This is a genomic window from Vibrio sp. T13N (assembly GCF_032970445.1).
Taxonomy (GTDB): Bacteria; Pseudomonadota; Gammaproteobacteria; order Enterobacterales; family Vibrionaceae; genus Vibrio; species Vibrio diabolicus.
The window spans coordinates 104,829-126,821 of record NZ_JAWJYE010000001.1; the positions used below are offsets into that span (position 1 = coordinate 104,829).

The 21,993-nt window shown below is 44.7% G+C and carries 18 protein-coding genes; 8 read left to right on the top strand and 10 right to left on the bottom strand.

The features are described from left to right. Nucleotides 1–25 precede the first annotated feature (25 nt). The gene (gene copI, locus R2S67_RS00495; RefSeq protein WP_253644341.1) at nt 26–607 is read left to right on the top strand and encodes a copper-resistant cuproprotein CopI; all 582 of its coding nucleotides are present in this window, start codon (nt 26–28) and stop codon (nt 605–607) included. 97 nt (nt 608–704) lie between these two features. Here copI and R2S67_RS00500 read toward each other — a convergent pair whose 3' ends face one another. Further along, nucleotides 705–2,051 (bottom strand): ferric reductase-like transmembrane domain-containing protein, encoded by a 1,347-nt coding sequence (locus R2S67_RS00500; RefSeq protein WP_317341720.1) that lies wholly within the window; start codon nt 2,049–2,051, stop codon nt 705–707. A 239-nt stretch (nt 2,052–2,290) separates the two neighbouring features. On the opposite strand from R2S67_RS00500, the gene blaCARB reads away from it, so the two are divergent. Beyond that, nucleotides 2,291–3,142, top strand: a complete 852-nt coding sequence (gene blaCARB, locus R2S67_RS00505; protein WP_053809595.1) for a CARB family carbenicillin-hydrolyzing class A beta-lactamase — start codon at nt 2,291–2,293, stop codon at nt 3,140–3,142. A gap of 292 nt (nt 3,143–3,434) precedes the next feature. Beyond that, entirely contained in the window at nt 3,435–4,484 is a 1,050-nt protein-coding gene (locus R2S67_RS00510; protein ID WP_048625291.1) for a sensor domain-containing diguanylate cyclase, read from the top strand. A 118-nt stretch (nt 4,485–4,602) separates the two neighbouring features. On the opposite strand, the gene R2S67_RS00515 is transcribed toward R2S67_RS00510, so the two are convergent. Beyond that, nucleotides 4,603–4,755: a hypothetical protein gene (locus tag R2S67_RS00515; RefSeq protein WP_005375418.1), complete on the bottom strand. Its 153-nt coding sequence runs from the start codon at nt 4,753–4,755 to the stop codon at nt 4,603–4,605. 245 nt (nt 4,756–5,000) lie between these two features. On the opposite strand from R2S67_RS00515, the gene speG reads away from it, so the two are divergent. Further along, on the top strand, nt 5,001–5,540 hold the full coding sequence (speG, locus tag R2S67_RS00520; protein ID WP_041853120.1) for a spermidine N1-acetyltransferase: 540 nt from the start codon (nt 5,001–5,003) through the stop codon (nt 5,538–5,540). Between the two features lie 48 nt (nt 5,541–5,588). Here speG and R2S67_RS00525 read toward each other — a convergent pair whose 3' ends face one another. The 7 genes from R2S67_RS00525 to R2S67_RS00555 form a co-directional block, all read right to left on the bottom strand. Next, the gene (locus tag R2S67_RS00525; protein ID WP_317341721.1) at nt 5,589–6,386 is read right to left on the bottom strand and encodes a hypothetical protein; all 798 of its coding nucleotides are present in this window, start codon (nt 6,384–6,386) and stop codon (nt 5,589–5,591) included. A 175-nt stretch (nt 6,387–6,561) separates the two neighbouring features. Next, the gene (locus tag R2S67_RS00530) at nt 6,562–7,686 is read right to left on the bottom strand and encodes an OmpP1/FadL family transporter (RefSeq protein ID WP_317341723.1); all 1,125 of its coding nucleotides are present in this window, start codon (nt 7,684–7,686) and stop codon (nt 6,562–6,564) included. 110 nt (nt 7,687–7,796) lie between these two features. Beyond that, nucleotides 7,797–10,943, bottom strand: a complete 3,147-nt coding sequence (gene vmeQ, locus R2S67_RS00535; protein WP_317341724.1) for an efflux RND transporter permease subunit VmeQ — start codon at nt 10,941–10,943, stop codon at nt 7,797–7,799. 10 nt (nt 10,944–10,953) lie between these two features. Continuing rightward, nucleotides 10,954–12,096, bottom strand: coding sequence for an efflux RND transporter periplasmic adaptor subunit VmeP (vmeP, locus tag R2S67_RS00540; protein WP_005391278.1), 1,143 nt, complete (start codon nt 12,094–12,096; stop codon nt 10,954–10,956). Between the two features lie 90 nt (nt 12,097–12,186). Next, the gene (locus tag R2S67_RS00545; protein ID WP_005479226.1) at nt 12,187–12,978 is read right to left on the bottom strand and encodes a hypothetical protein; all 792 of its coding nucleotides are present in this window, start codon (nt 12,976–12,978) and stop codon (nt 12,187–12,189) included. Nucleotides 12,979–13,508: 530 nt separating this feature from the next. After that, on the bottom strand, nt 13,509–15,668 hold the full coding sequence (locus R2S67_RS00550; RefSeq protein WP_317341729.1) for a prolyl oligopeptidase family serine peptidase: 2,160 nt from the start codon (nt 15,666–15,668) through the stop codon (nt 13,509–13,511). Nucleotides 15,669–15,874: 206 nt separating this feature from the next. Continuing rightward, nucleotides 15,875–17,446 (bottom strand): ABC-F family ATP-binding cassette domain-containing protein, encoded by a 1,572-nt coding sequence (locus tag R2S67_RS00555; RefSeq protein WP_317341730.1) that lies wholly within the window; start codon nt 17,444–17,446, stop codon nt 15,875–15,877. Between the two features lie 391 nt (nt 17,447–17,837). Between R2S67_RS00555 and R2S67_RS00560 the strand changes: the two genes are divergently transcribed. The 3 genes from R2S67_RS00560 to R2S67_RS00570 all read left to right on the top strand — a co-directional run bounded on the left by R2S67_RS00560 (nt 17,838) and on the right by R2S67_RS00570 (nt 21,003). Further along, nucleotides 17,838–18,263, top strand: coding sequence for a universal stress protein (locus R2S67_RS00560; protein ID WP_005392539.1), 426 nt, complete (start codon nt 17,838–17,840; stop codon nt 18,261–18,263). A gap of 167 nt (nt 18,264–18,430) precedes the next feature. After that, complete coding sequence (locus R2S67_RS00565) at nt 18,431–19,048, top strand: NAD(P)H-dependent oxidoreductase (protein ID WP_164665805.1); 618 nt, start codon at nt 18,431–18,433, stop codon at nt 19,046–19,048. After that, entirely contained in the window at nt 19,045–21,003 is a 1,959-nt protein-coding gene (locus R2S67_RS00570; protein WP_065645746.1) for a monovalent cation:proton antiporter-2 (CPA2) family protein, read from the top strand. Before R2S67_RS00565 ends, R2S67_RS00570 begins: the two co-directional genes overlap by 4 nt. 99 nt (nt 21,004–21,102) lie before the next feature. Here the strand turns inward: R2S67_RS00570 and R2S67_RS00575 are convergent, their stop codons facing one another. Then, nucleotides 21,103–21,396 (bottom strand): hypothetical protein, encoded by a 294-nt coding sequence (locus tag R2S67_RS00575; protein WP_005392536.1) that lies wholly within the window; start codon nt 21,394–21,396, stop codon nt 21,103–21,105. Nucleotides 21,397–21,641: 245 nt separating this feature from the next. Between R2S67_RS00575 and R2S67_RS00580 the strand changes: the two genes are divergently transcribed. Next, entirely contained in the window at nt 21,642–21,935 is a 294-nt protein-coding gene (locus tag R2S67_RS00580; protein WP_005375388.1) for an ArsR/SmtB family transcription factor, read from the top strand. Nucleotides 21,936–21,993 lie beyond the last annotated feature (58 nt).

The following is a 21,993-nucleotide window of genomic DNA, read 5'->3' on the forward strand; positions in this document are numbered from 1 at the left end:
CTCATTGATAGTAAAGGAAATCAACATGAAAAAGACTCTTATCACTCTTGCTCTAACCATGGTATCGGGTGGCGTATTTGCTCAAATGGATAACTCAAACATGAACCACGAAAATATGGAGCATGGTCAAATGGAACACGGTTCCATGAACATGGATAAAATGCCGATGGATCATGGAAAAATGGACCACGGTAAAATGGATCATTCTGGTATGAGCGGCATGCCAGGCATGTCAGCGGTTGGTATGCCTGCAAATGGCGCAAAACCAGACAAAGTCGTTCATGTACTCTTAACGGATGATATGAAAATTACATTCAAAAAAGACGTGACAATAGAACCGGATGATGTGGTTCAATTTGTGGTAATGAATACAGGCAAAATCAATCACGAATTTACCATTGGCTCAGCAGAAGAACAGCTTAAACACCGTGAAATGATGAAAACCATGTCTGGCGATCACATGCATGACTCCGGCAATGCTGTCACTGTTGAACCAGGCAAAGCGAAACAACTCCTGTGGCACTTCCATGGCGATAAAAATGTAGAGTTCGCGTGTAATATCCCCGGACATGCAGAAGCCGGCATGGTCAAAAAAGTGGAACTGTAGTGAAACCGGATTTACGCATTCATACGGTTCATAGACGTTAAATGTAAATACAAAAGGAGCTGATTCAGCTCCTTTTTATTTCGATCCAAATACTAGATTATCGCATCACAAACAGCTCTTCATGATAGTGGTGTTCTGTATCAAAACGATATACCTCTAACTCTTTTTTCAGGGTTCGAGAGAATACCTCCGGTCCACAGAAATAAAACTCATAACGCGATAAGTCGCCGCATTCCTTCGCAATTCGTTCAACATTAAGTCGAGGTGAAACCGCAGTATCTATCACGTTTAGTTTCACTTGTGCCTGATGCGCGGCATTCCACAGTTCATCCACTAAATGACTATCTAAGCCACGTGTGCAATAAAACAAATGCACTGGCGGATGTATTTTTAACGCTTTCAGTGAAGATAAGATGGCAAAGAACGACGCTATCCCGACACCACCAGCAATCCAAACTTGCGGCTTGTTGACATCAAACTCTAAACGTCCATACGGCCCTTCAACAACAACCTCATCGCCCGCTTTCACGCGCTGGTACAAATTGGTCGTGAAATCGCCTAGCTCTTTGATCAAAAAACGGACCTCTGGATCGTGCTCACCTGAAACAATCGTAAACGGATGTGGATCTTCATTACCAAAACGAACGTAAGCAAACTGTCCTGCTTTGTGCTGCCAAGGTTTTCCTTGACCGTTATTGCTTGGCGCCAAAACCAGCTCCATCACGCGCGCTTGAGGGAAGTAGCGAGTCGACACCACTTTGGCTGGATAGCGGTTCGCTCGCCCGACAAAACCGAACAAGCTGTAAGTGGCAGCCGCAGAGCCCATCAATGCAAAACCTAAAGCGACAAAATGAATGGGATCGCCCCAGTATGCATGCTTGATCAGCAAAACGGAGTGAACAGCAACCATCAGATACACCACCGCCATTAAACGATGGGACAACTTAAACGGTTTGTATTTAACAACAGTCCAGAGTGACACTGCCAGCAATGCCAATAGCAAATAAAAGCCCCACTCACCTAAATCCAAGCCTACATCACGCAGTTCTTTAACCCATAACTCAAAACCAACGAAGTTATTGCCCGATGGCCCTGCTCCAGTGTGTTTTAGTGGTTTTTCCAACCAACCAGCAGCAACGAGCCACTTTGGAACTTTATACATAAGCCAATGGATCACACCCAAACTGACGCCTGCTATACCTAACCACTTGTGTACTCGATATGCCTTGTCCATGCCATGAACCCATTGCTCTATCACAGGTAAGCGCAGCGCCAGCACCATCGCAATAGACATCAAAGCTAACGACAAAACACCAGAATATTGAATAAGCGCGGAGCGCCATTGGAAGAATTGGGTCGAGGACAGCAGTTGCGGTTCACTCATCCACCACAACACAGACACGGCGGCAACTATCATCCATACAAAATTTCGTACAGTTTTCATGAACATCACTCTCAAATTGACGACAACTCTAGTTTAGTTTTTCTAGCGTAATGCAACGTCAATATTCGTAAAGTTGAGTAAACCCACAATATACTTAAGGTCAATAACAAACTTGGAGGTATTGCGCAGAATCCTACAAAAAATCGACATGGATTTAACAGTGGTTAGAGTATTCGCTCGTTATAGTTTGCGTAACATCGCCACAGTGCGAACCAAAACCAAAATGAAGAACACGACGCATGAAAAAGTTATTTTTGTTGGCTGGGCTAATGGTTTGCTCAACCCTAAGTTACGCTTCCCAACTGAATGAAGACATTTCTCTCATCGAACAACAAACCTCAAGCAGAATTGGGGTCTCGGTTTGGGATACGCAAACCGATGAGCGCTGGGATTACCGCGGCGATGAACGCTTCCCACTCATGAGCACATTCAAAACCTTGGCTTGCGCCACAATGCTAAGTGATATGGACAGCGGTAAGCTAAGTAAAAATGCGACCGCGAAAGTCGATGAGCGCAGCATCGTTGTGTGGTCTCCAGTGATGGACAAACTCGCAGGCCAAAACACACGCGTAGAACACGCTTGTGAAGCCGCGATGTTGATGAGTGATAATACTGCTGCCAACTTAGTATTGAATGAAATCGGCGGTCCTAAGGCCGTGACAATGTTTTTGCGATCAATTGGTGATAAAGCGACGCGCCTAGATAGATTAGAACCACGTTTGAACGAAGCGACACCGGGAGACAACCGCGACACAACCACACCTAACGCCATGGTAAACACTCTGCGAACCTTGATTGAAGGAGAAACGTTGTCTTACGAGTCTCGCGTGCAATTAAAAATCTGGATGCAGGACAACAAGGTTTCAGACTCGTTAATGCGTTCAGTATTACCAACAGGTTGGTCTATCGCCGACCGCTCTGGTGCGGGTGGTCACGGTTCGCGCGGTATTAACGCAATCATATGGAAGGAAAACCATCGTCCTGTTTACATTAGTATCTATGTCACAGAAACCGAGCTATCACTGCAAGCCAGAGACCAGCTCATCGCGCAAATCAGTCAGTTGATTTTACAGAAATACAAAGATAATTAATTCACTGCTTACGTATTTACTTTCCTAAGTTCACCCTCTTTGCCCTTCTCTTCCCTGAAGGGCTTTCCTATTCTTTGGTTCTACCTCAAAAACACCCCTTATTGAGTAATGACTTACTTATAAATAGGTATAACATTTATTCATTTAGGCGTGAGTTAACGCCCACATTAAGCAATTGAACACACATAGATGGCGATAAATAAACCATAATCTTACGTAGAAACGCATTTTTCTTGAAAATAGCTTCGTGTAACTTATTGTTGGTATTTGCAACATCGCAAGGAGATGTCTATTGAGACTTGAAAGAACTTTTAACCCTGATGACTTATCGATGCAGAATATGGAAAGTCCGATCTGTATGCCGATAGGGTTTGTTCACTTTTTAGCTCAATCGGAAACATTGCAGCAGGTGCTTGATACGGTCGCAGAATGGATAAATCGTATATTCAATTCCGACCGCGCGAGTATCACGCTTTATGAAAATGATGATCATCTAAAGGTCTACTCTTTCTCTGGTAATAAAGCGATTCCGGCTGAATTCTTGGTACCTATTCACCGAGCTTTTGTTGGCCGAGTGTTCAAAAAACAACAACTGATGATCTGTGACGATGTCACTCAATCTGATGAGGTCGATTGTGTGATGCTGGCATCCAATGGCATGGGGACGTGTATGGATGCGCCTTTAATGCACGGTAAAGTCTGTTTGGGCACGCTTAATGTTGCACATCATCAAACGCACACTTATACAAACGAACAAGCGGCACAGCTTCAGTGCATCGCTAACTGGATTGCTTTAAACATTGCTCTTCATATACAAATTATGAAAATGGAGCATCTTGCCACAACGGATGACCTGACTGGCATTCCAAACCGCAGAGAATTCATGCGACAAATCGAAAGCCGCCTGAATGAATACCGCACCCAAGGCATTGACTTCCATGTTGCTATTCTAGATTTAGACAACTTTAAGAGCCTTAATGATCGGTTTGGTCATGACGCTGGCGATAAATCGCTGATCCATGCAGTCAACACCATTCAAAGCCATCTACTTGACTGTGACTTACTTGCCAGAGTTGGCGGTGAAGAGTTTGCCATCGTACTAAGAAGCCGGTCATCGCAAGAAGCCCTAAACACATTAGAAACGATTCGCAATGCGCTAGAAACTACGACGATTCAACACTCAGGTCGTGATATGAGCTTTACCGCTAGTATTGGTGTAACTCAAGTCTGTAGCTTGGATGACTCGTTTGAACCACTCGTAAAACGCGCCGACTTAGCCCTTTACAAAGCCAAAGAAACCGGTAGAAACCGTGTTGAGGTTCATAAAACAGAAGAAAACTAGAAAAGAGAGTGATAAAAAAGGTAGCGGCTTGTTGCGCTACCTTTTATTAATTCTAACCCGCCTAAAATAAGTAATACGAACTTTAAGCCAGTTTAGAAATAAGAGTGAGCAAATTTAATTATGCTTTCTTAAGATCTTTAGCTGGGTAAGTTAGCGTTTTCTCGCCTGCTTTTACGTGTGTGTAAAAGCCGCCACTGCTTAAACCTGTAACAACCATTTCGCCAAGATCGATACCTTTAGTCGCTACTACTACGTCACCGATTGAAAACATATTGAATACCTTGTTTATTTAGATTAAGACACTAAGTCGTTGCGCGGTATTTAATATGATATTAGGCAAACCACCTAATCGAATTTTTTATCGTAAAGATTAATTTTTATTTGGCGTGAACTCTAAGTTTCCATATTGAAAAAACCACAATATTTCCCAAAAACAGATGCGCTATTCTTGTTAAATACGTTAAGATTTTCTAGCATCAATTGCGGAGGTTTACTCCGCCTCATTGGAGATAAATGATGAAGAAAGGCCTAAAAATGCGTGCACTAGAACGCTCTGATTTGCGCTTTATTCACGAACTAAATAACAACCGAAATATCATGGCCTACTGGTTCGAAGAGCCCTATGAATCTTATGATGAGCTCGAAGAACTGTACCGAAAACATATACATGATGACGCAGAAAGACGCTTTGTGGTTGAAGATGAAGACGGCATAGTGATTGGATTGGTCGAACTTATTGAGATCAACTACATTCACCGAAGCGCTGAGTTTCAGATAATCATCGCCCCAGAGCATCAAGGACGAGGTTATGCGACAGAGATGATTAATCGTGCATTGGATTACTCCTTCTCGATTCTTAATCTACGTAAAATATACTTATTGGTCGCAGTGGATAATGAAGTCGCTATTCATTTATATAAGAAATGTGGTTTTATTGAAGAAGGCCATTTAGTAGAAGAATACTTTATTAACGGAGCCTATAGCGATGTTAAGCGCATGTATATATTAAAACACCAATATCAGAAAAAGATCGAAGAAAAGAACGCGATTCACTAATTTATTCCATCAAAGTAAAAACGCAGCCATCGTTGCTGCGTTTTCAATTTATTCAACTTGATATTGGTAAGATAATGCGACGCGCCTATCTGCCTCATCTAAATAGGTGTTGTTGTCCATGACAAACGTCATTACGTTAAACGAGTGACGTTTATTCACGAGATAACCAAGGCCGATACCACCAAAGAAGCCTTTGTAGTTCTCTCCTTCACTGTTTTCTGAGCCGTAAGTGCCTGCTGCGAAGCTGATTAACGTCAGCTCTTTGGTAAACGATTTCAGCGCAAATGCACCAACGTAACCACTGCTGCCTGAAGAGCTCATCATATTGAAGCCATTCTCTGCACTTGGAGTGCCCGTAAAGTTAGGCTCGCTACAGTGGCTACTTTCTGCACCGTCACATACGGGAACATCACCAGTGTTGTACGTATAGCCTGCCATTGGGAAAATTTGGAAGCCTGCTGGCTCAATCCCGAAATAACTTAACGGCATAAAGGTACCAACGCTGTAGTTGGTTTGATCCGCGCCGTTTACGTATTCATTTTTACCAAAATTGAAATTCACGATACCGACCGGAAACAACCACGAACCACCAATACGCCACTCGCTCGCATCATCATTGATACGCAGGTTGATTTTGCGCGCTTGGTCAAGCGCAAGTGAGCCCGAGAAGGAGATGTTTTGATCATCAAAATCGTAGTTGTTTGCGTACGACGCGCCAAATTTCGTGATGACTTTTGTTGGGTCATCCGCCAACTTGTTTTTATTGTCTTTTACTCGATGCTCGGCACCATGAGCCAGCGTACTGACCAACAAAGTCGTACACACTAACGCTAGTTTGTTTTTCATTTTTAGTCCTTTGAGATGTTGAATACCCACACTTAGCCGCACAGATACTTTTTAAATCATCACTCACTGGGTGTGACAGAAGCGCCCTAACTACCTTAGATAGCGCGACAGCATCCAGTGCAGGTAGTTAGGGTAGAATGGCCTGTAAGGAAGGCGTTTTAGCGATTAGGAATGATTAGTTTTTCCAGTTGTAGCTCATGCTCATGAAGTACAGAGCAGGCTCATCAAAGCCAGCTTGTAAGCGTGGCGTTTCTGACGATTCCATCAAGATCGCTTCAAACGCGAAACCAATTGAGTTTTCTGAATCCAATTTGTAATCAATGCCTGTACCAATGCGGTACGCCTTGCCAGTAGGAACGGTTATGTCACCGTTTGATTGGCTTTCATACATGCTGGTATCGAATGCAAAACCTGCATTCCACATCATTTTTTCATTCAGTTTGTACTGAGTACCCAATGCGATTTGGTAAGTGTCTTGTGTCTCTACATCGACCAAATCTGCAGCCTTAAGCGCAGTTGTGTATTCGCTCCAGTCTTGCCAGTTCACATTCCACATCACCGCTAGGTCATCATTCACTTCATGGTAAGCACTGAAGATCAGTTGTTGTGGAGCAATGGAGTTACTATTGTCGAATTCAAATTCGGTTTCAGAAGAGTAAGACAGACCAAGACGCGTGCCTGGTGTTGCCTCATAAAGCACACCTACTCGGCCGTTGACTTGAGTATCTTGGTCTTCGTCTAAGTATTTTTTATGCATGCCAGAGCTAGCCAACGTCCCTTCCGCTTCTACTTCATACATACCGTACTGAATACCAAGCGCCGCACCCACAGACCAGTGCTCATTGATGCGGTAAGAAGCGGAAGGTTGAATGGTCATGGCTTGTGTCGTTGCTGTAGGAATATCTAAGTGATTATCCAAAAGACCTTCGTACTCGAGGCCAAGACCGTAGTTGCCATACAGACCAATACCCAGCGTCCATTTGTCGTTCACTTGTTGGCTGTAAAATGCCGACGCCATAGGAACAAAACCAATCACGTTGCCCGCATCGCCAGTCATCGTGTCTAGTTGCGCGTCACCGTATAGGCCAATCAGGTTACCAGAGAAAGATTTACCAGAAACATTCGCCAGACCAGCCGGGTTTGCTGCCATTACTGAGGCATCTTGCGCACGAGCCGCCATACCAGCGGATGCCAAACCAATATCCGATGCTGTTGTTTCGTAAAGGTATAACCCACCCGCTTGCGCAGCAGCACACGTCAGTAGAGAGCTCGCTACGACGATTTTTGAAAGATTTTTCATGCTAAAACCTATTATTGTTTGGGGAACCCACGCTGCGACGGTGGTTGTATATCAATGCAAGGCATTGGCCAATCGCACACAGCGTGGGGGTGTTGTGGAGTCAGTTGAAATCAGCGTTGTTGCTCACTCACCTCAATTTCAGTGGGTTTCTTTCGCTTAAACTTCTCGCGCAGAGATTGCATCATCACGAAGAACACTGGCGTCAGTAACGTGCCTACAAACGTAGAGAGAATCATGCCGCCGAATACCGCAAAGCCCAGTGAGTGACGAGATGCCGCACCAGCACCCGATGCAATCACCAACGGGAATACCCCCCAGATGAAGGCGAATGCGGTCATCTGTACTGCTCGGAAACGGATTCGAGCAGCTTCTTTGGCAGCATCAATGATGGATAAGCCCTTTTCTTCTCGCAGAACTTTGGCAAATTCCACGATAAGAATCGCCACTTTGGCGGACATACCGATCAAGATGACCACACCAATCTGCACGTACAAATCGAACGGTTGTCCCACCAGCAGTAGCGTGCCCATAGCGCCGAGAATCGCGACTGGAACCGCCATCATTACCGCAGCAGGAATAGTCCAACTTTCGTACTGAGCCACCAAGAACAAGTAGGTGAACAGCAAAGACAGTGCGAACGCGATTGGCGCCATGTTGCCTGCTTTCATCTCTTGGTAAGTCATGCCTGACCACTCGTACGAGTAACCACTTGGCAAAGATTCTGCAGCCAGTTTTTCAATGGCTTTTACAACATCACCCGAGCTGTAGCCTGGCGCTGGCGCACCGTTCACGGTTGCAGAACTGAACATGTTGTAGTTCGATAAGGTATCCGGGCCGAAGATCGGCTTCACTTTCACTAGCGTTGCCAATGACACCATTTTTCCAGAGCTTGAACGAACAAACAGATGGTCGATGTCGTCGATGTTGTCACGATATTGCTCTTCTGCTTGCACTTTCACTTGGTACGAACGACCAAACAAGTTGAAGTCAGAAATGTAGGCGCCGCCCAACTGTGCTTGCAGTGTGCTGAAGATTTCATTCAACGGTACGCCCATCGAAATCGCTTTATCGCGGTCAATATCGATGTAACGTTGCGGAATGTCCGCACGGAAAATCGAGAACGCACGTGCCACTTCAGGCAGTTGGTTGATTTGGGCAACAAAATCAGCGGTTGTTTTTGCCAACTCTTGTGGAGAGCGGCCCAAGTTGTCCTGCAGCACAAGGTTAAAACCATCTACCGCACCCATGCCTTTGATTGCCGGCGTCGCGAAAACGAACGAAGCGGCATCTGGCGTTGAGTTCAGCATTTGGTTAACTTTATTCATCAATGCGCGTTGGTGTAACTCAGGGTCTTTACGTTTGCTCCAGTTATCCAGTTTGATGATCAACATGCCCGAGTTTGGAATCGACGCCATGTTAATTACCGAGAAGCCCGCAACCGAAACCACGTTCTCCACACCTTCCATCTGTTTTAGCTCATCAACGTACTTCTTCATTAATGGTGCAGTACGCTGCAATGCTGCTGCGTCTGGCAAACGCATTTCGACCATGAACACGCCTTTGTCTTCGTTTGGTACGAAAGAAGAAGGTACGGTCATGAACGCAAATGCCAGCACCGCAATAAGCGCGCCATAAACACCGATACTCAGCACAATACGACGGCTCAAGAAGCCAACTAAACCTTGGTATTTGCGCGTTATTGCTTCAAAACCTAGGTTAAACGCACGCAAAGGCGCAATAGGTTGCGAGTGAGTAGATTTCAACATCAACGCACAAAGCGCTGGCGTTAACGTTAATGCGTTGATCGCAGAGATCAGCACCGACACACAGATAGTGACCGCGAACTGGTTGAACATTCGACCAGAAATACCCGGCAATAGCGCAACCGGTACGAATACCGCCAACAAAATAAGCGTTGTTGCCAATACTGGCCCCGTCACTTCTTTCATGGCTTGGATCGTGGCCGGAATCGGGTCTAAATGCTCTTCATGGATAACCCGCTCCACGTTCTCTACCACGATGATCGCATCGTCCACCACGATACCGATGGCGAGGATCAAGCCAAACAACGAGATGGTGTTAATGGTCATGCCCATCACGCCCATGATTGCGAACGTCGCAATGATGGAAACCGGAATCGCTAAGGTTGGAATGATGGTCGCTCGCCAGTTCTGCAAGAAAACGTACACAACGAAGGTTACAAGAAGTACCGCAATCACTAGCGTCTCGTACACTTCATCAATCGATGTCTCTACGTATTCGGTAGAGTCATACGCGATGTCGTAGACCAAATCATCTGGGAACGATTTCTCGTACTCTTTCATGGCCTCTTTCACGCGTTCCATCACGTCTAGCGCGTTCGCTGTCGGCAACTGGTACAAGGCCAGAACGGCGGCTGGTTCGTTATTCATACGACCATCAGCTTCGTAGCCTTGTGCGCCAACTTCGACACGAGCCACATCTTTCAAGCGAATCAAAGAACCTTTCTTGCTCGCGCGGATGATGATGTTCTCGAACTCTTCCGCAGAAGTAAGGCGACCTTTGGTTTGCAAAACATATTGATATTGCTGGTCACCCGGAGCTGGCATACCACCGATCTTACCCGCCGCCACTTGGATGTTTTGCGTTTTAATTGCGCCAATAACATCGCTAGCAGAAAGCTTCAAGGTGGCCAGTTTATTTGGGTTCAACCAAATACGCATTGAGTAGTCTTTCTTACCCAGCAGCGTAATGTCACTCATACCTTCGATACGTTTTAGACGCTCAACGATATTGAGATCCGCGTAGTTAGAAAGGTAGATACTGTCGTAAGACTGTTTCGGGGAACGCAGTGTGATAACGCCCAGCATGTCGGAAGATTTCTTCTTAACCGTTACACCGATTTGGTTTACTTCTTGTGGTAGAGATGACGTCGCCTGTGCCACCAAGTTGTTCACACGAACCTGCGCCATATCGCCATCTGCGCCCACTCGGAAGTAAATACGCAATGTGTATGAGCCATCATTACCAATCACAGAAGACATGTAAATCATGTCTTCAACGCCATTGACTTTGGCTTCTATCGGTTGTGCTACCGTCTTTTTAACCACGTCCGCGTTTGCACCCGGATACATGGTGCTCACCGTAATTACCGTTGGAGAGATTTGAGGATACTCAGAAATTGGCAAGACTTTCAGGGCGATCATACCCATCAATGTCATCGCCAGTGAGATCACCAAAGCAAACTTCGGCCGGTGAATGAAAAATTTACTTAACATCAGTACTCACTCAGCCTTGTTCACTCTGTAGTTCAACGTCTTTCACCGTTGCACCCGGACGCACTTTTTGTAGACCATTGACGATGACTTTTTCGTTAGCCGCCAAGCCAGTCAGCACAGCACGTTTCACACCGTAGGTCTGACCGAGTTCAACGTTACGACGAGACACTACGTGATCATCACCAACCACCATGACGTAGTCACCCGCTTGATCTTGCTGAACAGCCGCCGATGGGATAAGCAAACCATCAATGGTTTTGTTGCGCAGCTTGATGGTCAAGTTGCCATATTCACCCGGCATAAGCGCGTAAGTTGGGTTATCAAATTGTGCTTCTGCTCGAATTGAGCCTGTTTCTAAATCGATCTTGTTGCCAACGGCGTAGATCTTGCCATCAAGCGGATACAATGAACCGTCTGAAAGCGTCAGTGTTAAATCAACATCCAGTTTGTCATCGTTACGATGAGCCACATCAATCGCACTTCTTACGCGGCGGTAGAGCTTCTCATCCACATCAAAGCCAAAGCGAATTGGGTCAATTTGAGTGATCGAAACAAGAGGAACGAGTTGAATTTTCGAAATACGGTCACCCACTCGGAAGTTGCTGAAACCCACGCGGCCAGAGAAAGGAGCACGCACAGAGCTAAATTCAAGATCGAGCCTTGCTGAAACCAGCGTCGCTTTCGCCTCTTCTACCGAGGCAATCGCTGCGGCGTGCGCAGCAATGGCGTCATCGTATTGCTGCTCACTGATGCTTTTATCTTTGATGAGTTTCTTCACACGTTCTGCATCACGCGTAGTTTGAACGAGTTGTGCTTTTGCTTTTTGCAACGACGCTTTTGCATACGCCAGTGCCGCTTTGTAAGGACGGTCGTCGATTTCAAACAGCAATTGGCCTTTTTCGACCATATCGCCATCTTTAAAATGAATCGCGGTTAATTCGCCACCGACTCGAGGCATAATATCAACGTCATTTACCGCTTCAGTTCGACCGATAAAAGTATGATAAGGAGTGATTTTTGTTTCGGTTAGGGTAACGGTTTCAACAGAGGGTGCTTGGGCAGTTTTCGTTGCGATATCGCCAGTTTTGCATCCTGATAGTAATGCAGAAGATATAGCAATAGATACCAACGCAAATTTATATTTGGCTTTCATGATAAACCTACTTTATGTAGAAAGTGCCCTAGCCTAAATTTTTAAATATATGGATAAACACACTTTCTATTCTGGAAATAAACGAGGGAGTTAGAATTGGTAGTTAAATTCGATACGGTGATCACCATCACCGAAATTAACGTGCTCATTCCAGTTTGCAAAGTAACGAATATTTGCGCGAGGATTAATTTGATAAGACAACGCAAACTCATGAGTTAAGATATTATCTTCACCCGCGTAATAAGTATCTTTATATTGACTAGACCCTGACAATGTATGCATATACATTGGGTTGTAGTTAATCCAGATTTTATCGGTTAATTCAATTTTTGAGTACATACCGACAACAGTGAAAGTACCTGGAATTTCATAACCTTTGTCATCACCACTAAAATCATTAGCAATAGTGACACCCGCACCAGCCAAAGGAAATAACTGCAACATGCCAAACTTAGGTAGGCCTTGAATAAAGCTATAAGATGCATCTAATTTATCGTTATCAACATCGTAGTTTACATCCAATTGACGGCCTAGACCTTTTGCGACTTCTACTTGGAAATTACGTAGTCGGAAAGAGTCAATGCTATCATCAACATTGGCATACATTGGATCGTCATTATCGCGAATGCCAAATAGCTCACCACCAATGCCTTTCATTTCGATGATGTTCATCGCCATGGTGCCAGGCTGGCTAGATTGGTAAGTTTGACCGATTTTGATGTTCGCGCCTTTGTCAGTAATACCAAAGCCCGCTTGGGTGTAAACCGCAAGTGGGTCAGACATATCTTGTAGTTCTTCGTCATTATTTGTCTGAGCATAAGCAGAAGACGCGAGTTGAAGGGCTGCTGCCATGATAACAACAGACGGTTTCACTAAATTCATAAAACTGTATCCATTTTAATGATTATAAAATTATTCACGTCATGAGGTCATCATAAATAGCAAGCAACACAACTCGCTTTGGATAATATAAATTATCAAAGCAAATTTAATAATGACGAAACATTAGACGTTTTAATTAAAATAAAATAAAGCGTCGTAAAAGTTCAATCACTGCTACTTATATCTTATATAACTTGAAATTTGGTAAGCTTTACGAAGAAGGGAATATTAAAACTTATGAAAATTCAATTATCATTAGAACAAATGATTAATTAAATTTACCATATAAATAAGGAGTGCAATGGTGTTAGGTGATCGCGATCAAGTTTTATTTTTATCGTATATTACTCTTCAGGTAAAGAAGATAGTTGTAATAAATTGCAAATACCTTAATTTAATTAGCCTTGCGGTCAATTTAGAATAGTTACTCCACAATAAATTGAAAGGAAATCACACTCTGTGATTCCCTTTTATTTTCGAGTGCAAAAGCACCAATGCATTTCGTTAACTAAAAACGCAAACGATTCGCACTATTGCAGTTTCTCTATCCCCATATTGAACAGTGCAAAGCTATAAATATCTGCATTTGTCTCAATTATTTTACGCGTTGGTGTGCCAGCACCATGTCCTGCATTGGTTTCGATGCGAATCAAGGTCGGATTTGAACCCGCCTGTTTTGACTGCAACTCAGCAGCAAATTTGTAAGAGTGAGCAGGAACAACACGATCATCATGATCACCCGTTGTAATCAATGTCGCTGGGTATTCCACCCCCGCTTTTACATTGTGCACTGGCGAATAACCTTTCAGATATTGGAACATCTCTTTACTTTGCTCTGCCGTACCGTAGTCATACGCCCAACCAGCACCTGCGGTAAAAGTATGATAACGCAGCATGTCCAGTACGCCGACTGCTGGCAGCGCCACTTTAAACAACTCTGGACGTTGCGTCATAACAGCCCCCACTAACAAGCCACCATTCGATCCACCGTTAATGGCTAACTTGTTTGATGACGTTACCTTTTCATCAATTAGAAATTCAGCCGCCGCAATAAAGTCATCAAACACATTTTGCTTTTGCATTTGAATGCCAGCGTTGTGCCACTCTTTACCATACTCCCCACCGCCACGAATGTTCGCTACCGCGTAAACACCACCAAGCTCAAGCCAAGCTGCACGTGTCGGGCTAAAAGATGGTGTGAGGCTAATGTTGAAACCACCATAACCATATAGGATGGTTGGTGCACTGCCGTCCATCGGTGTCCCTTTTTTATAGGTGATGATCATCGGCACTTTTGTTCCGTCTTTTGAGGTGTAAAACACCAGACGAGATTCATACAAAGCTGGATCAAATGGCGCTTTAGATTTGTAGTACACCTCGCTATCACCATCTTTGATGTTCAGACGATACGTAGTGCTTGGCATCTTGTAGTTGGTGAAAGAATAGTAGACTTCGGTTTCTTCTTTTTTACCTGAAAAACCGTACGCACTACCAATATCAGGCAGCTTGATTTCACGGATGAGTTTGCCGTTCATGTCGTATTGCTTCACCATCGAGATCGCATCAACAATATAGCTCGCAAACAAATTGCCACCCGCGGTAGAAACGCGTAACACATTCTTTGTTTCAGGAATCAAATCTTTCCAGTTTTTGGGCTGCGGCTGACTCGCATCCACCGTCACGACGCGTTTGTTCGGCGCATTAAGGTTCGTAACCAAGTACAGTTTCGTGCCTTGGTTGTCTATCACCCAAGTATCAGAGCTGGTGTTATATAAAATGGTTTTAAGCGGGCTGTTTGGCTTACTCAGATCTTTAAAGAACAGTTTGTTACCCGATGTCGATACGCTGGCTGAGATAAACAAGTAGCGTTCATCATCCGACGTATAACCGCCAACATAACGGTATTTCTCTTCCTCAAACCCGCCGAAAATCAGCTGGTCTTCACTTTGTTTTGTTCCAAGGGTATGAAAGTAGAGCTTGTGTTGATCTGTCTTCGCGGAGAGTTCACTCCCCTGTGGCTTGTCATAACTTGAGTAATAGAAACCTTGATTGCCGAGCCAACTGATACCGCTGAACTTAATATCCACCAGCGTTTCACCGACTGGCTTTTTGGTTTCTGTGTCTAACACAATGACTTTGCGCCAATCGCTACCGCCTTCCGAAATGCTGTATGCGACCAAAGAACCGTCTCGTGAAAAGCTCACTCCCGCTAACGATGTGGTGCCATCTTCACTAAAAGTATTTGGATCGAGGAAAATTTCTGCTTCACCATCACCTAGCTGCCGATAAAGCACATCTTGGTTTTGTAGCCCGTCATTTTTGTAGAAATAAGTGAACTTACCCTCTTTGAACGGTTGACTTTGTTTTTCGTAATCCATGAGCTTAGTAATGCGCTCTTCAATCTGCTCGCGGTAAGGGATTTTCAACAGATAATCAAACGTCACTGCATTTTGTGCCTTCACCCATTCTGCGGTTTCTGGGCTGAGATCGTCTTCCAACCAGCGATAAGGATCACTCACTTTTGTACCAAAGTAGTCATCGACAACATCCACTTTTTGTGTGGTTGGGTACGTGATGGCTTTCGGGTTTACCTGTTCAACCGACGACTGCGCCGCTTCATTTGCATGCGCCACAGACAACACACTTCCGAGTGCGAGAGCCGTTGCGAATGCTAGGGTGTTCTTTTTCATGAAATTCCTTTTTATTTTTCTGTTGTCTTTTTGTGCAATACATCAGAACTCTACTATATATCGACAAAATGAATCTAATTTCATTAAACGAGTTGTGAAAGCCATCCTAACTCCCTCATTTCCCACCAATTCTACATATCGGTAAGTGGCGGTGTAGAGCTTAGGAACAACGCTGAAGAGCTACGATGGCGTTTACTCTCTTTCGTTTAATTCAGTTCGATTTGACGCAAAACCCCAGACTCAGAAGCGAAATCTTGGTCGTGACTAATCAGAACAAATCCACCTTTGTATGTATTTAACGCCTGACTAAGCATTATTTTTGACTCGAGATCGAGATGATTATCTGGCTCATCAAGCAGCAGCAAAGGCTGGGAGTGTTGATGGCTGACGATCAGCATTGCGAGCTTCATCTTCTCGCCACCACTGAGTATGCATCCCAACCGAAACACAGCGTCTCGACGAAAACCGATCCCGGCCAATAAGGTTCTCGCTTCACTTTCCGTCATCTCTTGGCAGGTCTCCATTACGTTCTCAAGTAACGAAAGATTTGGATTCACTGCGCCAAAGTGTTGGTCGAGATAATACAAAGGCGTATTCACTTGCAGCTCACCTCTCAGCAACGACAACTCGCCAAGCAACGTCTTTAACAAGGTTGACTTTCCGCAGCCATTTTTCCCTTTGAGATGGACTTTATCGTTCGCAAAAATCTGCAAAGTGATAGGAGTAGAATCCCCAAAAGGCAATATACCTTCTTGTATCGACAACACTTTTCTCGAACGGTTCGGATTATCTGCAAGATAAAGCTTTTGCACTTTGAGCTGCTCATGTCGCGATTGCAATGCCCGGTCTTTGGCTTGTAAATGCACTTGTCTGAGTTGCTCATTCTTATTGCGACTTGAGGTGCTGGCGGTCGCGCTATCCTTTTTGCCATCAAGCAAAATTTTGGGCTGACTGCCGTCTTTGCGCAGTTTGTTCCCTTGCGCGGCGCGTTGGTCTGCTTTTTCGCGATTTTTCTGGGCTTGCTCAGCTAACCGTTTTTTCTGTTTATCGACCTGCGCCAACTGCCTTTCGACCGCTTGTAACTCAGTGCGTTTTTGCTCGGCATACACATCGTAATTTCCACCAAAAACCTTTAAGCCTAGGCCCGAGAGTTCCCAAATTTCCTCCATTGCTCGCAGCAGCTCACGATCGTGACTGATGAGTAAAATCGCGCCGCCGAAATGCGTCATAGACTCTATCAACCATTGTTTCGCCTCGGTATCGAGGTGATTGGATGGCTCATCGAGAATCAAAAGTTCGGTTTCGTTTTCAAACAACTGCCATAACTGCAAACGCGCCAACTGACCACCACTGAGCCGAGCACATGAGAAATCAGGGTCTTGCGGTAAGCCCATCGCAGCAAGCTGCTGTTTGAGTTTCTGTTCAATATCCCACTGTTCGCCAACCAGTTCGAACCAATGCTCAGAAACATCACCTTGTTCAATCTGCTTTAAAGCATGCAAGACCGAGTCTGTTCCCAGGAACTGGGCGATCGATTGCTGACCTGAAAGCAAATCAGACGGCTGCTGGCGATACATCATGAAAGAAGAGGGAAAAGTCACAACACCGCTGGCAGGCTGAGTTTCGCCCGCCAAAATGGAAGCCAAAAGCGACTTACCGATGCCATTGCGCCCAACCAAACCAACACGTCGTTTAGTCATGGAACAAGAAATAGACTGGAATAGCGTCTCGCCATTATCAAACTGATGGCTAACATTAAAAGCTTGTAAAACTGGCATAATTTGCCTCCTGTATGACAGGGACAACAGCCGTAGCTATGATTTGAGATTGCAACAAAACGCGTGCACAAACGCATTAAGCTCTATGCAAAGCTCGACGATAAACGTCAAATCAAAAAGTCGTCTTGTTGCAAAGAAATATCGGAAAGTGAGCTACGCCTACTAACCCTGCAGATCCAAAAAATCAGTAAAAATATGGATAACAGGTTTAGTTCTTCATGTTGGCGTAATCTCCTAGAGAAATGATTTGCGAAGTTTAGCGGGTTTTCTGACTAAAAAGCAAGCAGCATTATTTATCAAAACTTTGAACGATTTCGAGATCTTATCTACACAAATTTTGCCCAAGCCATACTATGCTTACAGTAAAGCTAATCCACATAAGGGCGTGGTAATGAAATACAAACATATCCTTGTTGCACTCGAACTGTCCGATGAAAGCACAGTTCTGATCGACAGAGCCGTAGCGATGGCTAACTATCTCGACTCCGATATTTCATTCATCCATATTGATGGAACTCACGGGGAAATTTATCGTGAGCTCGTAGACATTAAAGAGAACCCAGACCAAAGGCCGCTGAATGAGCACTCTATGGAGTGCTTGAGAACATTCAGTGAGTACATGGATTATCCACTCAAACACTTCTTCGTGGGTACTGGTGATTTAGCCGATAAGCTCGAAATTACCATCAAAGAGCAAGAAGTGGACTTGCTGATTTGTGGCCATCACCAAGATTTCTGGAGCAAAATCATTTCCTACTCAAGACATCTTATCAACAAGTCACCAGTCGATATTTTAGTCGTTCCTATTCATGATTAATTAGAATTTGACGCTTGCCAAAACCACCAACTTATTTGGTGGTTTTTTATTGATATTGAAACAGCTTAAGCACTTTTCCAAGCTAGCTTGACGGCCATTTATGAGTTACATTTTCTAACCAACCTGCGCTCCTACCGGGCATGGTTATTTAGATAGCAAGGATCCTTATGGCGAATAAAAAAGTATTAATTCTCTTTGCTCATCCTTCCCAGCATCGTTCAGAAGTGAATACTCCACTTTTCAAAGAAGCTCAAAAAATTGAAGGCGTGACATGTGTTGATCTCTATGGTGAATACCCTCGTTTCGATATCAATATCGACCGTGAACAACAACGCTTGCGTGAGCATGATGTAGTGGTTTTTCAATTCCCACTATATTGGTATTCAACCCCAGCAATTTTAAAAGAGTGGCAAGATCTGGTTTTGGAGTATGGCTTTGCTTACGGCACTGAAGGAACCGAACTACAAGGTAAAACCATGCTGTGCGTACTTTCGGCCGGCGGCAAGGAAGAAGCCTATAAAGCCGAAGGCTACAACCATTTTACGATTCGGGAACTGCTCGCTCCTATTGAGCAAATGTCAGCGCTCACGGGTATGCACTACATTGCGCCTCTTGCTTTGTTCGGCGCACGTACAGCCGAAGAGGAAGGACGAATTCCCCGTCATGTCCAACGGTACAAAAGCCTGCTAACAGCATTAGTCGAAGATAGACTGGATGTTGAAGCAGCTGCGTCATTAATCAAACTCAACAGCGCACTTCCGAAGCTCATCAAGGAGGCTTCATGACAGGGATATTCTTACAAGCCTTCGTGTATTTGATTGCCGCTGTAATTGCGGTACCACTTGCCAAGCGTTTAGGGCTCGGTTCCGTTTTAGGTTACCTCATCGCTGGTGTGGTAATTGGTCCAATTATCGGTTTAGTCGGTGAAGAAACAACGACAATTCAGCACTTTGCCGAATTTGGCGTGGTGATGATGCTATTCCTAGTGGGGTTAGAGCTAGAGCCTAAAATGCTCTGGTCAATGCGAAATCGTTTAATGGGCTTAGGCGGTCTTCAAGTTGGCGGGACCATCGCGGCGATTATGGGTATTGCCCTGTACTTTGAGCAGCCTTGGACCATTGCCTTAGCCATCGGCTTGATTTTCGCCCTTTCTTCTACCGCGATTGTTTTGCAAACTTTTAGCGAAAAAGGGTTAACGAAGACAGAAGGTGGACAAAACGCGTTCTCTGTTTTGCTTTTCCAAGATATCGCTGTTATCCCGATGTTGGCCTTTATTCCGTTGCTGGCCCTGCCAGAGTTAGTCGAACAAGCACAAAATGCCGTTCAAACTGCTGCGCAGCATCATGACGATTTAAACCTCGTGGCCGATTTACCGGGCTGGGCGTACGGAATCGTGATCACAGCATCGATTGCGATTGTCGTCGTTGGTGGACACTTTTTAAGTCGACCTCTGTTGAGCTATGTTGCTAGCTCTGGGCTGCGTGAGATTTTTACCGCCACCGCATTGATGCTGGTGATCGGCATCGCAGCACTGATGAGTTTGGTTGGCTTATCTCCTGCATTAGGAACGTTCTTGGCTGGCGTTGTATTGGCGAACAGCGAATTCCGTCACGAGCTAGAGTCCAATATCGAACCATTTAAAGGGTTGCTGCTGGGTCTGTTTTTCATCACCGTCGGCGCAGGGATCAATTTCTCGGTTCTATTTGGTGACTTCTGGTTGATCATGGCACTGACCATTGGCGTGATGGTATTGAAAGCCTTGGTGCTATTTATTCTCGCGCTGATATTTAGGGTGAAAGGCAGCAACCGCTGGCTGTTTACCTTAAGCTTGGCTCAAGCGGGTGAATTTGGTTTTGTGTTGCTAAGCTTCTCTGTGCAAAACCACGTCATTCCGTTTGAACTCTCACAAACGCTTGCGCTGGTTGTTGCTATCTCAATGTTCTTAACGCCAGGTTTGTTCATTCTATTTGACAAATTAATACTGCCGCGTTTTGAAACTCAATCAAACGAAAGGGAAAGCGATACGATTGAAGAAAAAGGCACAGTAATCATCGCTGGTATCGGCCGTTTTGGTCAGATTGTTAACCGCTTGCTTGTTTCTAATGGTGTAACAACCGTGGTGCTCGATCACCAAGCCAACCAAGTTGATAACATGCGCCAGATTGGCACTCGTGCTTATTTTGGCGATGCGACTCGACCAGATATGCTGCACACTGCAGGCATCGAGCATGCGGCTGCGTTGGTCGTCGCAATTGATAACCAAGAATCGAGTGTGGAACTGGTGAAGTACGTCAAACACACGTACCCCAAAGTAACGGTGATCGCACGCGCCTTTGACCGTGGTCACGGCTATCTTTTGCGTCAAGCTGGGGCTGATATTATTGAATCGGAAACCTACCATTCCGCATTGGAGATGGGTGGTCACACGATGAAAGCACTCGGTATTCATCCCTTCTTTGTTGAGCAGCAAAAAGCGACATACAAGCGTGTTGAAGCACGCAAGTCCGAGATACTCTACAAAGCTTGGGAAGATGATTCTGAAGGCGAACGTTATGACAACAATTTCCGACAACTGTTTATTCAGTTAGAGGAAAAAATGGCGGAAGAGATGCAAAAAGATCGCCATGACAAACTCTCGCGCTCAGAACGTGGTTGGACGCCACCGCCGAAAGGTTACGCCGATGACTTCAATGAAGATAACGTTCAAGAACTAACACCGCCGAGAGAAGAGCCGCTCTGACGGTAACTTGCTCAATATTAAAAACCTCCCGTTTGGGAGGTTTTTCTTTTTCAGTACCGAGTCACATGCCGTGCAGGATAAAATGATCTTCTCACGAGATTACATAAGATCATTCATTAAAATCTCATACTCTTCGTTTGCTTCTTCCACTAAGTGAGAAAGCTCTAACGCATCAGTAACTGCAAGATTGAACTGCCACGGAGTTGTGTCTTCTTTACCACAGATTCGAGTTTCACACCCACGGCTCTCAAAAGACAAATCATCAAACTCTGTGGTATGGCGCTCTTGAAGTTCTACAATCTCAACTTCTAATTTACCGACAGGGTTAACTTTAACGTGAGCATGTAAATCTGAACTGTTAGACAAACAATAATCTCTATGAACCGCAATCATGGCCGCCTCCTTGGTCTGCCAACTGACAACTCACCCATGAGTGTAGACGAGGGAGTTTGAACGTGGGGTGAAATAATAATGAAGATTGATCTGTCTCATTGAAGTAGACAATTATTGTTGTGCTGGTATGAGCCGGTATGAATCTCATCTGATTTAAATCGTTACTAGATCACAAGAGTTGGCATTTACCGAGACTTTCCCTATTATCGAAACAAATTTACTGTAGTCATTCTTTAGAGGTCAGTATGGAGCTTGAAGCCGTCGCTAAAGCACTAAAAGAGTTAGGGCATCCTACTCGTTTAAGTATTTACAAAGAAGTTGTCAAAGCGGGATACAAAGGTATCGCGGTAGGCGGCGTACAAGAAAAGCTTGGCATTCCTGCATCCACTCTCTCTCATCATATTTCTAGTCTAGCCTCAGCCGGGCTTCTCACCCAACGTCGTGAGGGGCGAACCCTTTTTTGCGTTGCAGAGTACCAATGTTTAGATGATGTAATCGGCTTTTTAAAGGCTGAATGTTGCGTTAATGAGTGCTCATAACCTCATAGCATAGGCGAAAGACTTCGGTTTTACATTAGACTTTACCCGTTCTTGAATG